The organism is Zoogloea sp., assembly GCF_017302315.1.
GTDB lineage: Bacteria > Pseudomonadota > Gammaproteobacteria > Burkholderiales > Rhodocyclaceae > Zoogloea.
The window spans coordinates 1-16,085 of sequence record NZ_JAFLDT010000085.1 but is presented as its reverse complement, the minus strand read 5'-3'; the positions used below and the strand labels follow the sequence as shown (position 1 = coordinate 16,085).

Sequence of the window (16,085 nt, the reverse complement as noted above, 5' to 3'; positions counted from 1 at the left end):
TGGGCGCATCTGAAGAGCCACAAACTGGGTCGAAGCATCATCAAGGGGCCCGAGCAGATGAAGAAGCTTGCGCTGCGCTTCATGCGCTCGCTGCAGAAAACTCCCGACATCGTTCGAGCATTTTTCAGGCATCCGAGCACCCGCTACGCGGCCGAATAGAATGTACGGTAACTAACGCACTTTTTAGTAAATCGCCTGAAAGAAGCAGAAGCGGGCCTTCGTGTTGCTGCACAACAAAAGTCGCAAGCGGACGCTGAATACAAGGTCCGGATTGCCGCAGAGTCGGTGGATACGGCTCGCAGGCGGGAATCCGCACGCCAGGAATTGGTCAAGGCCAACCAGCGCCAGTCGCTGCAAGTGTTGCGAGCGCCCATTGACGGCGTAGTACAGCAACTGGCAGTGACAACGGTAGGAGGTGTCGTCACCCAAGCCCAGCCCTTGATGATGATCGTCCCCGACAACGCCACCCTGGAATTGGAGGCCCAGGTGCTGAACCGCGACATTGGTCATCTGCGAGCCGGTCAGCCCGTCATCGTGAAAGTTGAGACTTACGACTTCACTCGCTATGGTCACATCGAAGGCGTGGTGCAGTGGGTGGCAACCGACGCGATGACCGATCAGAAACTAGGGCCGGTTTATCCGGTCCGGATCCAGCTAAAGACAGACCGAACTCCATTTTCGATCAATGGCCGCCACGGATTGGTATCCCCCGGCATGAGCGTAACGGCCGACATTCGCGTCGACCAACGTCGGCTCCTGGAGTATTTCCTTGCCCCCTTGCTGCGTTACAAGGAAGAAGGCCTGCGGGAGCGATAATGATGAAGCTGCCAAGAATCATTTTTGATGGGCTACTCCTCCTGGCGGGATTGCTGGCCCCCAGTCTCGCTTGGACCGACGACCTATTGTCCCTGTATCGCTCGGCATTGTCCCAAGACCCCATCTATCTCGCTGCCCGCTATGCACTTCAGGCTTCGGAACAGAAAGTTCCCCAGGCCAGGGCGGACTTGCTGCCCGTCATCAGCCTGGGGGCCGACACATCAAGCCAACACGGCAGCGCTGCGTTCAACGAGGCCCCCGAAGAGGATCGCCACGTCAGGAGCAACAACTGGTCTTTGCGACTTGCTCAACCGCTGTTTCGCCCAGCGTCATGGTCGATGCTGAGTCAAGCAGAAGCCCAGTATCGTCAGGCGGTGGCACAATTTCGGCTTGCCAGCCAGGATGTCATCCTGCGGGTGGCGCAGGCTTTTTTTGACGCGCTCCTGGCGCAGGAATCCTTCTCGGTAGCCTCAGCCCAATTGAATGCAGTTACTCAGCAACTGTCCTTGGCAAAGCGCAATTTTCAAGTAGGCACGGCAACCATTACCGACGTTCATGAAGCCCAGTCACGCCTGGACCTTGCACGATCTCAGCAGATCGCCGCCAGCAATGAGTTGACGATAAAGCGGGCAGAGCTTGAGCGCGTTGCCGGCACCCCACCGTCAATGCTACCGATGTTAAGTAGCGACGCCAGCTTGCCGCGGCCTTATCCCGACGATGTTGATAAGTGGATTTCCCTGGCACAGACCAATAGCCCGTTGATTGCCATTCAGGATGGCAACAAGGATATTTGTGAGCACCAACTGGCGCGGAGTCGGGCGGGTCATGCGCCAACCGTCGACATCCATGCTTCCTATGGATCGCTATATTCGTCTGGCAGCATGACCTCTCCCACCGATGTCCCAACACGTAGCCGGGCAGGACAAATTGGTTTGCAGGTCGCCGTTCCGATCTGGTCCGGTGGTGCCGTTGCGTCTCGTATCGCGGAGGCACAGGCCAATCTCGACAAGGCGCTGGCTGATCGCGAGGCAAGCAGGCGGCAAGCCGTCACACAATCTCGCCAGGCGTTCTCCGGCATAGCAAGCGGTCATGCACAGATTGAAGCACTGGCCTCGGCAGTGCTGTCGAGCCAGGAAGCCGTAAAGGCCAATCAAATTGGCTATCGAATCGGTACTCGCATCAACATTGATGTCCTCAATGCAGAGCAACAGCTTTATTCTGCGCGCCGTGATCTGGCTCGCGCCAAGATGGAGACCCTGATGCATGGGCTACGCCTGAAGGCAGCAACGGGCTCGCTGACCGAGCAAGACGTGATAGGCGTCAATGCTCTGCTGGACAGCACTGACAGGAGAAAGAAAGAGGATCAGTCATGACGAATCAGAGTCCAGAAAAATCAACCAATGAACAGGAATTGTCCAATTTGGTAAGAATGGCGCAGGAGCAAGCCAAGGTGGTGCTGCGCAAACTGCCATTGTTGGGGCCCATGACATGGCTGATGTTGCAACGGGGCGGTACCCGCAACATTCTTCTGAGTGAGCTGGAGTGGCGCGTGCTACCTGCACTGGCGCTCGATCAAGTACGTTTGCATATGCGTGAAGAAGCCCCTATTGCCTTCATCACCTGGGCCAAACTGTCGGCAGCCGCCGCCGGACGCTATCGCGAGCCCCCTCACCAGTTGTCGCCATCCGACTGGAAATCTGGCGAAGACGTCTGGATCATTGATGTCATCGCGCCCTTCGGCGGTGCAGCCGAAGCTATTCAAGATCTGAAAGAAAAAGTGTTCCCTGGGCAGGTTCTGCGTCAACTGTCTCCATCACCCGAGGGGCTTGCCGAGGTACTGAAATGGTAGTCTGAAACCCGTCGACAAGAACAAGCGTAGCGCGTCGCCCATCCACGGGCCTGCATCTCCTGCGGTCAAAAGGAAAGTGGCAACGCAGAAACGGCGCCTTGCGGCGCCGTTTCTTCGTGCTGTTCCCCTCTTACCGAGGTTGTCTTTATTGCTGCTTACATGCTCCGGCGGTACTGGCCACCCACGTCGTACAGCGCGGTGGTGATCTGACCCAGGGAGCAGTACTTCACCGCATCCACCAGCACCGCAAACACGTTGCCGTTTTCGATCACGGTCTGCTTGAGCAGGGCCAGCCACTTGGGGGCCTGGTCGGCGTTGCGGGCCTGGAAGTCGGCCAGACGGGTCAGCTGGCTCTGCTTCTCGTCCTCGGAGGAACGGGCCAGCTCGATTTCCTGCTGGGCCATGCCCTTGGGGTTGAGGAAGGTATTGACGCCGATGATCGGGTAGGAGCCGTCGTGCTTCTTGTGCTCGTAGTACAGCGACTCTTCCTGGATCTTGCCACGCTGGAAGCCGGTTTCCATGGCACCCAGCACGCCGCCGCGGGAGCTGATGGCTTCGAACTCCTTGAGCACGGCCTCTTCCACCAGATCGGTGAGCTCTTCGATGATGAAGGCGCCCTGGTTGGGGTTCTCGTTCTTGGCGAGGCCCCATTCCCGGTTGATGATCAACTGGATGGCCATGGCGCGGCGCACGGATTCCTCGGTCGGCGTGGTGATCGCTTCGTCGTAGGCGTTGGTGTGCAGCGAGTTGCAGTTGTCGTAGATGGCGATCAGGGCCTGCAGCGTGGTGCGGATGTCGTTGAAGTCCATCTCCTGGGCGTGCAGCGAGCGGCCGGAGGTCTGGATGTGGTACTTCAGCTTCTGGCTGCGCTCGTTGGCACCGTACTTGTTCTTCATGGCCACGGCCCAGATGCGGCGGGCGACACGGCCGATCACGGAGTATTCCGGGTCCATGCCGTTGCTGAAGAAGAAGCTCAGGTTGGGCGCGAAGTCATCGATCTGCATGCCCCGGGCCAGGTAGCTTTCCACGTAGGTGAAGCCATTGGACAGGGTGAAGGCCAGCTGGCTGATCGGGTTGGCACCGGCTTCGGCGATGTGATAGCCGGAGATGGACACCGAGTAGAAGTTCTGGACCTGGTTATGGACGAAGAACTCCTGGATGTCGCCCATCATCTTGAGGGCGAACTCGGTGCTGAAGATGCAGGTGTTCTGACCCTGGTCTTCCTTCAGGATGTCGGCCTGCACGGTGCCACGCACGCTGGAGAGCGTCCAGGCACGGATCTTCTGCACTTCATCGTCGGTCGGCTCGCGCTCGTTCTGGGCCTTGAACTTGACCAGCTGCTGCTCCAGCGCGGTGTTGAAGAACATGGCCAGGATGATGGGCGCCGGGCCGTTGATGGTCATCGACACGGAGGTGGTCGGATTGACCAGGTCGAAACCGTCGTACAGCACCTTCATGTCGTCCAAAGTGGCGATAGACACGCCGGAGTTGCCGATCTTGCCGTAGATGTCCGGACGCGGATCCGGGTCGCAGCCGTACAGCGTGACCGAGTCGAAGGCGGTGGAGAGGCGGTGCGCAGGCATGCCCTCGGAGACGCGCTTGAAGCGGCGGTTGGTGCGGAAGGCATCCCCTTCGCCGGCGAACATCCGGGTGGGGTCTTCACCTTCACGCTTGAAGGCGAACACGCCGGCAGTGTAGGGGAAGGAGCCGGGGACGTTCTCCTTCATCAGGAACTTGAGGGTCTCGCCATCGTCCTCGTAGGTCGGCAGGGCAACCTTGCGGATCTTGCTGCCGGACAGGGACTCGGAGGTGAGGACGGTGCGGATTTCCTTGTCGCGGATCTTCACCACGTACTCGTCAGCGGCATACAGCTCAACGGTCTTCGGCCACATGTCGAGGAGCTTCTTGGCGGTGCCGGTGAGCTCGCCGTCCTTCCAGTCGATCAGCTCGTCAAACGAGCCGGCATCCTTGCTGCAGCCCTCGAAGAGCTTCTTGGAGATGCGCAGAGCCTGGCGTTCGCGGGCGATGCGGGCCTGCTCGGCAGTGTGCTTGTGGTAGCCACGCACCGAGTCGGCGATCTCGGCCAGGTAACGGGCGCGCTCGGCGGGGACGATGGCCCGGCCGCGGCTGGAGGCCTTGACGCTGACGATGGGCAGCTTGGCCCTGCCCAGCTTGAGGCCCTTGGCCACCAGGGCCGGGGCAATGGACTGGAACAGGGCGGTCACGCCGTCATCATTGAAGCGGGCGGCCATGGTGCCGAACACCGGCATCTGCTCAGTGGGGGTGGCGAACAGCTCGCGGTTGCGCTGGTACTGCTTGCGCACATCGCGCAGGGCATCTTCGGCACCCTTGCGGTCGAACTTGTTGATGGCCACAAAATCGGCAAAGTCGAGCATGTCGATCTTCTCGAGCTGGCTGGCGGCGCCGAACTCGGGGGTCATCACGTACAGGGACACATCGACGAAGGGCACGATGGCCGCGTCGCCCTGGCCGATGCCGGAGGTCTCGACGATGATCATGTCGAAGCCGGCCAGGCGGGTGGCGGCGATGACTTCGGGCAGGGCCGCGGAGACTTCCTTGCCGGTGTCGCGGGTAGCCAGCGAGCGCATGAAAATGTTCGGGTGCTCGATGGCATTCATGCGGATGCGGTCGCCCAGCAGGGCACCGCCGGTGCGCTTGCGGGACGGGTCGATGGAGACGATGGCCAGCTTGAGCTTGTCGTCCTGGTCGAGGCGGAAGCGGCGCACCAGTTCGTCGGTGAGGCTGGACTTGCCGGCACCGCCGGTGCCGGTGATGCCGAGGGCCGGCACCTTGACCGACTTGGCGGCCTCGATCAGGGCCTGCTTGACGTCGTCGCCATAGGCACCGTTCTCGAGGCCGGTGATGACCCGGGCCAGGGCCCGGCGGTCGCCGGACTTGAGGGCGGCGATGATGGTGTCGGCGCCCTTGGGCACGGCCACCGACAGGTCCTCGTCGCAGCGCTCGACCAGATCGTTGATCATGCCCTGCAGGCCCAGCACGGCGCCGTCTTCCGGCGAGTAGATACGGGTGACGCCGTAGTCGTGGAGTTCCTTGATTTCGGCCGGCACGATCACGCCGCCACCACCGCCGAAGACCTTGATGTTCTCGCCGCCGTTCTGGCGCAGCAGGTCGATCATGTACTTGAAGAACTCCACATGCCCGCCCTGGTAAGAGGTGATCGCAATGCCCTGCACGTCTTCCTGCAGCGCGGCATTGACGATCTCCCCCACCGAGCGGTTGTGACCGAGGTGGATGACCTCGGAGCCGGTGGATTGAAGAATCCGCCGCATGATGTTGATCGACGCATCGTGGCCGTCGAAAAGCGCCGCAGCGGTGACGAAGCGCACCTTGTTCTTGGGCTTGTAAGCGACGAGTTTCTTGGCAACGCTCAGATCGGTCATGGTTGTCTCCCCCACATCATGTTTATCGATCCATGCATGTTAGAAGGGTGGCGGTGCCTTAGCCATTGCCGTTGTCGACGGCTTTCGTGCAAAATCCGCCAAGCTTCTGCCGGCCCGCCGGCGCCATCTCCCCACGGACTGGAGAATGCCTTTTGCCGAGCAAGCCGGCCCGCCAGGGCTCAACAGTATCAATGGGTTTCGTGACCGGCATGCTGGCGGGGATGCTGCGTCGCAACATCAACCCAACCCAGCTTCTGGCGGAACTCGACATCAATCTTGCAGACGCGGCCAGCCGGGTCCCGCTCGACCGCTATGCAACCCTCTACAACCTGGTAATCCGCGAACTGGACGACGAAGGCTTCGGCCTGTTCTCGACCGCCATGGGGCCCGGCAGTTTCGAGTTCCTGTGCCGGGGCATGCTGGGCGCCCCCACCCTGGCAGACGGTCTTGACCGGGCCCGACGTTTCCTCTGCATCGTGCTGCCCGATCTGAGCGTCAGCGTGCATCGCGGGGACGATCGGGCTGAACTGCGCATCTGCGAAAGAACGCCCCTCGCCCGGGATCCCAATGACCCGGCCCGGGTATTTGCGTTCGAATGGCTGCTGCGCCTGCTCCACAGCCTGTCCTGCTGGCTCGTGGGTAGGGGCCTTTCCCTCGATTCGGTGGACTTTCCCTTTGCCCGACCCGTCCACGCAGACGACTACACGCTGGTCTACACTGCCCGTTCCCATTTCGTTGACGGCCCGCAATTGACCGCTCGCTTCAATGCCACCCTGCTCGACCTGCCGATCCGCCGCGACGAGGCTGCCCTGTCCAGCTTCCTGGAAGGCGCGCCCGGCCGCATCAGCATGCTCTATCGGCGCGACCGCAACACCGTGATCCGCGTCCGTGACCTTATCCGGGATGCCCTGCCCGCCAGCCTGACCCAGGACGAGGCGGCCGACCGGCTGCACATGTCGCCCCGCACCCTGCATCGCCGACTGGACGAAGAAGGTTCGAGCTTCCGCGGCATCAAGGAAGCCCTGCGCCGGGACATCGCCCTGGCCCGCCTCACCAAGACGCGCCAACCCATCTCGCAGGTTGCTGCCGAACTGGGCTATGCCGACACCTCTGCGTTCTACCGGGCCTTCACCGGCTGGACCGGCATGTCGCCGGAGCGCTACCGCAAGCAGCTCTCGACCACCGCGCAGCCCGGCGACGGCCTGCAGCCTGACCGGAATGATGCACCCCATGCCGACTGAGAAGCGCGCCCTGACCGAAGACCTGATCCGCGACGCCGACGGCCTGTTTGTCGGCCTGCTGCGTAACGCAATGATTGGCGTCTACATCATTCAGGACAATCTCTTCCGCTACGCCAACCCCCGCTTTGCCGAAATCTTCGGCTATGCCCAGGCGGAGATCTCCGGTGCCATCGGCCCCGGCGACCTGATCGCCCCGGGCGAAGAGACAAAGGTGCTGGGGGCCATCAGCCAGCGCCTGGACGGGCTGGCCGAGACCGCCCACTACGTCTTCACCGGCCTGCGCAAGGATGGCGGCCGCATCGAGCTGGAAGTCTTTGGCAATCGCACCGAGTTCGAAGGGCGCCCGGCCATCATCGGCATGCTGGTGGACATCACCGCCCGCTGCGCGGCCGAGCGTACCGCCAACGAACAGCTCAACTTCATCGGCCAGCTCATCGAGGCCATCCCGAGCCCCCTGTTCTTCAAGGACGAGAAAGCCCGCTATCTCGGCTGCAACAAGGCCTTCGAAGCCTTCATCGTGCGCCCTCGGGACGACATCATCGGCCGTTCGGTGTTCGATATTTCACCACCCGAACTGGCTGCCCGCTACCACGAAGCCGATCAGGCCCTCTTCGACAACCCCGGCGTCCAGACCTACGAGGCCTCTGTCGAAGCCGCCGACGGCATGCGCCGGGACGTCATCTTCAACAAGGCCACCTGGCTTCACGCCGATGGCAGCCTGGGCGGGCTGGTGGGCGTCATCACCGACATCACAGAACGCAAGCAGACCGAAGCCCTGGTGTGGGTGCAGGCCAATTACGACCCCCTCACGGGCCTGCCCAACCGCCGCCTGCTCCACGACCGGCTCAGTGAGCTACTGAAGAAGGCCCACCGCAACCAGGAAAGTGTGGCCGTGTTGTACATCGACCTGGACCGCTTCAAGGAAGTGAACGACACCCTCGGCCACGAGGCCGGCGACCGCCTGCTGGTGGACGCTGCCCGGCGCATCGTCGGCTGCGTGCGCGAATCCGACACGGTGGCCCGCCAGGGAGGGGACGAGTTCACGGTGCTGCTGCCCGGCCTGTCCGACCGCCTCCCCCTCGAACGCATCGCCGACGATATCATCCAGGCCCTCGACCGCCCCTTCAACCTGGGGGACGACCTGGCCTACGTATCGGCGAGCATCGGTATCACCTTCTTCCCTCAGGATGCCACCTCGCCCATCGACATCCTGAAGAATGCCGACCAGGCCATGTATCACGCCAAGGACGCGGGCCGAAACCGCTTCAGCTATTTCTCGCCAGCCATGCAGGAAAACGCCCTGCAACGCCTGCAGCTCGGCCGCGACCTGCGCAGCGCCCTGGCCGAAGGGCAGCTCGAGCTCCACTTCCAGCCCATCCTGCACCTGGCCAGCGGTGAAGTGCGCAAGGCCGAGGCGCTGCTGCGCTGGAACCACCCCACCCGCGGGCAGATCCCCCCGGACGAATTCATCCCGGTGGCCGAAGAACTCGGCCTCATCGACGCCATCGGCACCTGGGTGTTCGAGCGCGCCATCGCCACAATCGAGCACTGGCGCGATCTGCGCCCAACCCCAGCGGACGAGCCCTGCCCGCTGCAAATCACCGTCAACACGTCTCCACGCCAGTTCCTGCGCGGCCAATCCCTCGACGTGCTGATGCTGCGCCTGGAGGGTGCCGGGCTGCCCGGCTCCTGCATTGCCATTGAGATCACCGAGGGCCTGCTCCTCGACGAACAGCCGGCGGTCATTGCCCAGCTGGCCCGCCTCAGCGCGGCTGGCATCCAGGTCTCCATCGATGACTTCGGCACCGGCTACTCCGCCATGGCCTATCTCAAACGTCTCGACATCGACACCCTCAAGATCGACCGCTCCTTCGTGCGCGACCTGACCACCGACCCGGGTGATCTGGCCATCACCGAAGCCATCATCGCCATGGCCCACAAGCTCGACATCAAAGTGGTCGCCGAAGGCGTGGAGACCCTTGCCCAGCAGGAGCGTCTGAGCGCAGCGGGCTGCGACTACAGCCAGGGCTTCCTGTTCTCGCGCCCGCTCCCCGCGGCAGCCTTCTTCGAACTCATCGCCCAACGCCCGTGATCGCCCGTATCGCCCCCATCGCCTCCCCGTCCGGTACCCGAGTCGGCTCGCCCGAAGACCTGCGCCGCTACGATCTGCTGCTGGCGGGCTTCGATCTGCTGGATCAGGCCATTGCGGTATTCGACGCCAGCCCCCGGCTTGTAACCTGGAACAAGGCCATGCTGCGCCTGCTGGACTTTCCCGAGTCCATGGTCCGTGTCGGCACCCCCTTCGAAGACTTCGTGCGTTTCAACGCGGAGCGCGGCGAGTACGGCGGCAGCCACCGCAGCCCCGCCGAGGTGGAGCACCTGGTGGCCGAGCGCATGGCCGCCGTGCGCGCCTTCCAGCCCCACCATGCGGAACGCACCCGCCCCAACGGCCAGGTGCTGTCCATCCGTGGCGTACCGATTCCCAACCTGGGCTTCGTCACCCTATGGACCGACGTCACCGAGCAGCGCCGCTACGAGCAGCTCATCGAAAGCCAGAACGCCGAACTCGAAAACCGCGTGCGTGCCCGCACGGCCGAACTCGAGGCCGCCACCGCCCGCCTCGACAATGTCGCGGCCCAGCTGGCCCGTTCCGAGGAGCGCCTGCGCCTGATCATGGACGCCATCCCGGCCCTCATCGCCTACGTGGACTCAGGGGAACGCTACCGCTTTGCCAACAAGGGCTACGCCGACTGGTTCGGCCTCGACAAGAACACCATCGTGGGACGCAGCATCGAGGACGTCTTCGGCCCCGAGGCCTACGCCCAGATCAAGCCCTACCTCGAACAAGCTGCCGCCGGCGAACGGGTCAGCTATGAGTACTCGCGCACCAATGCCGCCGGCAAGCCCGTCCATGCCCGCAGCGCGGTGGTGCCGGAAGCCTCCCTTGCGGGCGGTGTGCAGGGCTTCTTCGTGCTGTCCATCGACATCACGGAGCAGAAAGCCAGCCAGGCCGCGCTCATCCAGGCCCAGAAGATGGAGGCCGTCGGCCAGCTCACCGGCGGTCTGGCCCACGACTTCAACAACCTGCTCACCATCATCACCGGCAACCTGCACACCCTGCGCGACAAGCTGCCCGCCCATCAGGGCTACGAGGAACACCTGGAGCCGGCCCTCTCCGCCGCCCGCCGCGGCACCGAACTGATCCGCCGCCTGCTCACCTTCTCGCGCCAGCAGCCCCTTGAGCCAAGCCCCGTGGAAGTGGGCGCTCTGGTGCACGGCATGAACCAGCTCCTGTCCCGCTCCCTCACCGAGCGCATCGACATCAAGCTCGAACTGCCCACCGAGAAACTCCATGCCCTGGTGGACCCCCACCAGCTCGAAAACGCGCTGCTCAATCTGGCCATCAACGCCCGCGACGCCATGCCCGACGGCGGCACCCTGACCATCTCCCTGGCCACCCGCCACGTCTCGCCCAGCCTGGCACTGCTGGTGGAAGTCCCGGCCGGCGACTATGTGCAGTTCGACGTCTCCGACACCGGCACCGGCATCGCGCCCGAGCTCCTGCCGCGCCTCTTCGAACCCTTCTTCACCACCAAGGCCTTCGGTGCCGGCAGCGGCCTCGGCCTGGCCATGGTGTATGGCTTCATCCGCCAGTCGGGGGGCAACATCCGCATCCTCAGCACCCCGGGCAAGGGCACCAACGTGCGCTTCATCGTGCCCATGAGCGACAGCCCGCCGCCACCGCCGCCCGCCGCCCGCCACCCGGCCGCCAGCGTCACCAACGAAAATCGCCTGACCCTGCTGGTGGAAGATGAGCCCGAAGTACGCAAGGTCATCCGTCAGCAACTCACCGAACTGGGCTTCCCCGTCATCGAAGCCAGCAACGGCATCGAAGCCCGGGCCATGCTCGAAGCCGTCGAAGACATCGCCCTGCTTGTCTCCGACACCGTCATGCCCGGCCTCGGCGGGCGTGAGCTGGCCACCATTGCCCGCGCCCTGCGCCCGCAACTACCCATCCTGCTCATCACCGGCTATGCCACCGGCGACGCGCCGGGCGGCAACCCCAACATCCCCACCCTGCGCAAACCTTTCGACCGGGCCGCCCTTGCCACGGCCCTCGCCGCCCTCGAATTCCCGGAGACTCCGGCATCATGACCACGCCCGACAAGGACACCCCGCTCATCTTCGTCGTCGAGGACGAAGCCGACATCGCCCGCCTGATCGCCAGCACCCTGGGTGAATACGGCTTCCGCACCGAGACCTTCGGCACTGGCCGCGCCCTGCTCTCCCGTGCCCGCCGGGCTCAACCCGAACTGGCCATCCTTGATCTGGGCCTGCCCGACATGGACGGCTTGCAGGTGCTGCGCGACCTGCAGGAGCAACACCCCTGCGCCGCGCTCATCCTGACCGGCCGCGACGGCCTTACCGACCGGGTACTGGGCCTTGAACTGGGCGCCGACGACTACCTCGTCAAACCCTTCGAACCCCGCGAACTGGTCGCCCGGGTGCGCTCCATCCTGCGCCGCTACCAGAAGGCCGCCGCCAGCGAAGCCACCGGCCACACCGGCGCCCGCTTTGCCGGCTGGCACTTCGATATCGGCCGCCTCAACCTCAGCGCCGACGACGGCCGCGAAGTCTCCCTCTCCGCCGCCGAAGCCGCCCTGCTGCAAACCCTGCTCAAACGCCCCAACAAGATCCTCACCCGCGAACAGCTCATCGGCGAACGCGACCTCGACCCCTTCGACCGCAGCATCGACGTACGCATCTCCCGCCTGCGCCGCAAACTCGAAGACGACCCGCAGGACCCGAAGATCATCAAGACGGTGTACGGGGCGGGGTATCTGCTGTGTGCGAGTGTGGAGTGGGAGTAAATGGCCATGTTCGCGCCAGGTCTGTAAACACCCCCTGGCAGGCCCACCAGGCTTGGTGAGCCTTGCCTGTCGGGGGAACAGCGCTTTGCAGACTTCGCGCAAACGTCGTTGGATAATTTCGTTCGACCTCTGCCGGGTGAGCCGCTACGGCACGGTTTTCCGTTCTCTTACGTCACATTGGCCGGGTCTCGCCCCGGCGGGCGACCGACTTTCTTGTTGTACGACAAGAAAGTCGGCAAAGAAACGTACCCCGCTGTCGCGCCCCCTTCGGGGGTTCCCTCCTTCCGGGCGTGCCGGGCGGGGTCTTCGCAAACTCGCCCTTCGGGCTCAGACATGCGAAGCCCTTTTTCTGCCCGTCCCACCCTCCAGTCGGCACGTCAGAGGGGAAAGGAAATGCAGCTGATCAACGGTCCGTTGCCCAGCCCTGTATCAGTAAAGGCTCGGTGTGCGTGAAAGCCCGTTCCGACCCCGCCGAGCAGCGCACCAGCAGGCGGGGCCTTCCGGCGCGGCTGTCTGAGCCCGAAGGGCGAGTTCCGCGCCGGCCGCCTGCTGGGAGCAGCGCAGGGCAGTCGGCCAACGGCCGACCGGGGGTGGCGGGTCGCCTTCTTTGCCTACTTTCTTGGCGAAGCAAGAAAGTAGGTCGCCCGCCGGGGGCGAGTCCCCGGCCAATGTGACGTAAGAGAACGGAAAGCCGTCCGTACGGGCGCAACGGTTCAAGGTCAAAGGGAGTGAACTGACTACGTTCGCGAAAAATGCGGGAAGCGCTTCCCTCCGACAGGCGAGGCTCACCAAACCCGGCGGCCTGACAGGGATAGTGCTTACACACCCAACCCGAACCTCACCAATGAATTCGACCCCACAGCGGCGCCGTCCCGTAAAATCCCCCTTCCTGTAAGGAGGGAAAAACCAATCATGACAAGACCATTCAAAGTCCTCGGCGTCCAACAGATCGCCATCGGCGGGCCGTCCAAGGATCGCCTGCGCACCCTGTGGGTCGACATGTTCGGCCTCGAGGTCACCGGCAACTTCGTGTCCGAACGCGAAAACGTGGACGAGGACATCACCGCCATGGGCAAGGGCCCGTTCAAGGTCGAAGTGGACCTGATGCAGCCCCTCGACCCCGAGAAGAAGCCCGCCGTGCATACCACCCCGCTGAACCACGTGGGCCTGTGGATCGATGACCTCCCCAAGGCCGTCGAGTGGCTCTCCGCCAACGGCGTGCGCTTTGCACCGGGGGGCATCCGCAAGGGCGCAGCCGGCTTCGACATCACCTTCCTGCACCCCAAGGGCAACGAAGAATTCCCCATCGGTGGTGAAGGCGTGCTGATCGAGCTGGTCCAGGCACCGCCGGAAGTGATCGACGCCTTCGCCAAGCTGGCTGGCTGATCGCAGCCGTACACGTTCGAAGGGCCGGCCTCCTTGCGGGAGCCGGCCCTTCGCGCGTTCGGATGAGTGGAATTACAGGCTGCCGGCCTGAAAGGTGTTGCAGGCCGCCAACTGCCCCGACGCCATGCCGCGCTTGAACCAGCGCATGCGCTGCTCGGCCGAGCCGTGGGTGAAGCTGTCGGGCACCGCATAGCCCTGGGCCTGCTTCTGCAGCGTATCGTCACCGATGGCGGTGGCCGCCTGCAGGGCCTCCTCCACATCGCCCGCCTCTAGGATGCCCCTGGCAGCGTCGGCATTCTTGGCCCACACGCCGGCCAGGCAATCGGCCTGCAGTTCCAGACGCACCGACAGGGCATTGGCCTCGCGCTCGGAGGCCCGCTCCCGCGCCGCCTGCACCTTGCCGGAGATGCCCAGCAGGTTCTGCACATGGTGGCCCACCTCGTGGGCGATCACGTAGGCCTGGGCAAAATCGCCCGGCGCCCGGTAGCGGGTCTTCAGCTCCTGGTAGAAGGACAGGTCGATGTACACCTTCTGGTCGGCCGGGCAGTAGAACGGCCCCATGGCCGCCTGCCCCACACCGCAGGCCGTGCGCGTGGCACCGGAGAAGAGCACCAGGGTCGGCTCCACATACTGCTTGCCGTTCTGGCGGAAGATCTGCTGCCAGGTATCTTCGGTTTCGGCCAGCACGTGGCGGATGAACTTGGATTCCGCATCGTTGGCCGGTGGCCCGGCCGGGCGCGAGGCGGCCGACGGTGCGGGTGACTCGACCGCCTGATTGAGCACGATGCTCGGATCAACGCCGAAGTACATGGCCACCAGAGCCAGCACGATGGTGCCCAGGCCGATGCCCTTGCCCCCCATGGGCAGCCCTCTGCCGCCACCACCGCCGCGGCGATCCTCGACGTTGTCGCTTTCCCGGCTGTTGTCGAAACGCATGGAGTTTCCTTTTCTGGATCAGGTCGCAAGGGTGAGGCGTGACGCCCCCTTGTTCAAGCCAATATGCCAGCAAATCACGTCAAATAGTGTTTCTCTGGAGAACGTCCGCCCGGGGTTCGAGTCCCTGAGCGCAGCGTGGGTCCAGCCCTTCGCCTTTTGCGCTGCAACATTATTCTTGTGCAGACTGCGCTTTATCGTTATAGTCCGCGGTCCGGTGCAAAGCGGTTCGCACCGAGTCACATCGTCCCTGACCTTCTTATATCTCCCGTATTCGACGAGAGGTTGTCCTGATCGGTTAGTGCCGATATGCCAGTCAGGCAGCCCAACTGTTGCGCGCACTCCCTGCGCGGCGACGCGTTGCCGTTTTTTCTTCGCGGGCACCGCATCCGCAATACACGATAAGGAAGCGAACATGGATTTCGCCAGCCTCGGTCTGTCCGAGAACATTGTCAAAGCCGTTGCAGACGCCGGCTATACCGAACCCACCGCCGTTCAACTGGCCGCCATCCCCGCGGCGCTTGCCGGCAAGGATCTCGTCGTGTCGAGCCAGACCGGCTCCGGCAAGACCGCCGCCTTCATGCTGCCGTCCCTGCAGCGCCTGACCGCTGAACCGACCATCAAGGCCCGCGGCCCCCGTGTGCTGGTCCTCACTCCGACCCGCGAACTGGCCGTCCAGGTCACCGACGCCTGCAAGGGCTACGGCAAGAACCTGCGCTACGCCAAGGCCGTCAGCGTGGTGGGCGGCATGCCCTACCCGGTTCAGAACAAGCTGCTGTCCAGCCCCTATGAAGTCCTGGTGGCCACCCCCGGCCGCCTGATGGACCAGATGAACAGCGGCCGCATCGACTTTGCCCGCCTGGAAATCCTGATCCTCGATGAAGCCGACCGCATGCTGGACATGGGCTTCGTGGACGACATCGAGGCCATCGTTGCCAAGCTGCCGACCAATCGCCAGACCCTGTTCTTCTCCGCCACCCTCGACGGTCAGGTTGCCCGCATGATGCAGCGCCTGCTGAAGGACCCGGAGCGCATCGAGATCAACTCGGCCCAGACCCGCCACGAGAACATCGAACAGCGCCTGCTGGTGGCCGACGACATCGGCCACAAGAACCGTCTCCTCGACGGCCTGCTGCGCGACGTGAGCATGGAACAGGCCATCGTGTTCACCGCCACCAAGCGTGACGCCGACGCCCTGACCCTGAACCTCGAGTCCCAGGGTCACTCGGTTGCCGCCCTCCATGGCGACATGAATCAGCGCATGCGCACCCGCACCCTCGACCAGCTGCGTCGTGGCCACCTGCGCGTGCTCATCGCCACCGACGTGGCCGCCCGTGGCATCGACGTGCGCACCATCAGCCACGTGATCAACTACGACCTGCCCAAGGTTGCCGCCGACTACGTGCACCGCATCGGCCGCACCGGCCGCGGCGGCGCCAACGGCGTCGCCATCAGCCTGGCCGAGCGTCGTGACGTGCGCCTGCTGCGTGCCATCGAACGCTACACCCGCCAGCCCCTCGCCGTGCACACCCTGCCCGGCCTGGAGCCGCGCAGCGGCATGCCCGCC

The 16,085-nt window shown here is 63.9% G+C and carries 11 protein-coding genes; 9 read left to right on the top strand and 2 right to left on the bottom strand.

Annotated features, from left to right (window positions below; all coding sequences use genetic code 11):
- The first annotated feature begins 195 nt into the window (after positions 1-195).
- Genes J0L98_RS18260 through J0L98_RS18250 form a run of 3 tightly spaced genes read left to right on the top strand, consistent with a single transcriptional unit; the run spans position 196 to position 2,665 of the window.
- Positions 196-816, top strand: coding sequence for an HlyD family type I secretion periplasmic adaptor subunit (locus tag J0L98_RS18260; protein WP_296413336.1), 621 nt, complete (start codon positions 196-198; stop codon positions 814-816).
- A complete protein-coding gene (locus J0L98_RS18255; RefSeq protein WP_296413332.1) occupies positions 816-2,189 on the top strand; it encodes a TolC family outer membrane protein in 1,374 nt (457 codons plus the stop codon). The genes J0L98_RS18260 and J0L98_RS18255 overlap by 1 nt, the downstream gene beginning before the upstream one ends.
- Positions 2,186-2,665, top strand: a complete 480-nt coding sequence (locus J0L98_RS18250; RefSeq protein ID WP_296413330.1) for a toxin-activating lysine-acyltransferase — start codon at positions 2,186-2,188, stop codon at positions 2,663-2,665. Before J0L98_RS18255 ends, J0L98_RS18250 begins: the two co-directional genes overlap by 4 nt.
- Before the next feature lie 155 nt (positions 2,666-2,820).
- On the opposite strand, the gene icmF is transcribed toward J0L98_RS18250, so the two are convergent.
- Positions 2,821-6,087: a fused isobutyryl-CoA mutase/GTPase IcmF gene (gene icmF, locus J0L98_RS18245; protein WP_296413329.1), complete on the bottom strand. Its 3,267-nt coding sequence runs from the start codon at positions 6,085-6,087 to the stop codon at positions 2,821-2,823.
- Positions 6,088-6,278: 191 nt separating this feature from the next.
- Between icmF and J0L98_RS18240 the strand changes: the two genes are divergently transcribed.
- The 5 genes from J0L98_RS18240 to J0L98_RS18220 all read left to right on the top strand — a co-directional run bounded on the left by J0L98_RS18240 (position 6,279) and on the right by J0L98_RS18220 (position 13,585).
- Entirely contained in the window at positions 6,279-7,328 is a 1,050-nt protein-coding gene (locus J0L98_RS18240; protein ID WP_296413327.1) for an AraC family transcriptional regulator, read from the top strand.
- Positions 7,318-9,420, top strand: coding sequence for a bifunctional diguanylate cyclase/phosphodiesterase (locus tag J0L98_RS18235; RefSeq protein WP_296413324.1), 2,103 nt, complete (start codon positions 7,318-7,320; stop codon positions 9,418-9,420). Before J0L98_RS18240 ends, J0L98_RS18235 begins: the two co-directional genes overlap by 11 nt.
- Positions 9,417-11,483 (top strand): PAS-domain containing protein, encoded by a 2,067-nt coding sequence (locus J0L98_RS18230; protein ID WP_296413322.1) that lies wholly within the window; start codon positions 9,417-9,419, stop codon positions 11,481-11,483. Before J0L98_RS18235 ends, J0L98_RS18230 begins: the two co-directional genes overlap by 4 nt.
- The gene (locus J0L98_RS18225; protein WP_296413321.1) at positions 11,480-12,199 is read left to right on the top strand and encodes a response regulator transcription factor; all 720 of its coding nucleotides are present in this window, start codon (positions 11,480-11,482) and stop codon (positions 12,197-12,199) included. Before J0L98_RS18230 ends, J0L98_RS18225 begins: the two co-directional genes overlap by 4 nt.
- Before the next feature lie 909 nt (positions 12,200-13,108).
- Positions 13,109-13,585 carry a VOC family protein gene (locus tag J0L98_RS18220; RefSeq protein ID WP_296413334.1) on the top strand — a complete coding sequence of 159 codons (477 nt, stop codon included), beginning with the start codon at positions 13,109-13,111 and terminating at the stop codon, positions 13,583-13,585.
- 72 nt (positions 13,586-13,657) lie between these two features.
- On the opposite strand, the gene J0L98_RS18215 is transcribed toward J0L98_RS18220, so the two are convergent.
- The gene (locus J0L98_RS18215; protein ID WP_296413320.1) at positions 13,658-14,521 is read right to left on the bottom strand and encodes a neutral zinc metallopeptidase; all 864 of its coding nucleotides are present in this window, start codon (positions 14,519-14,521) and stop codon (positions 13,658-13,660) included.
- 412 nt (positions 14,522-14,933) lie between these two features.
- Here J0L98_RS18215 and J0L98_RS18210 point away from each other — a divergent pair.
- On the top strand, positions 14,934-16,085 hold a 1,152-nt coding region (locus J0L98_RS18210; RefSeq protein ID WP_296413318.1), incomplete at its 3' end, for a DEAD/DEAH box helicase.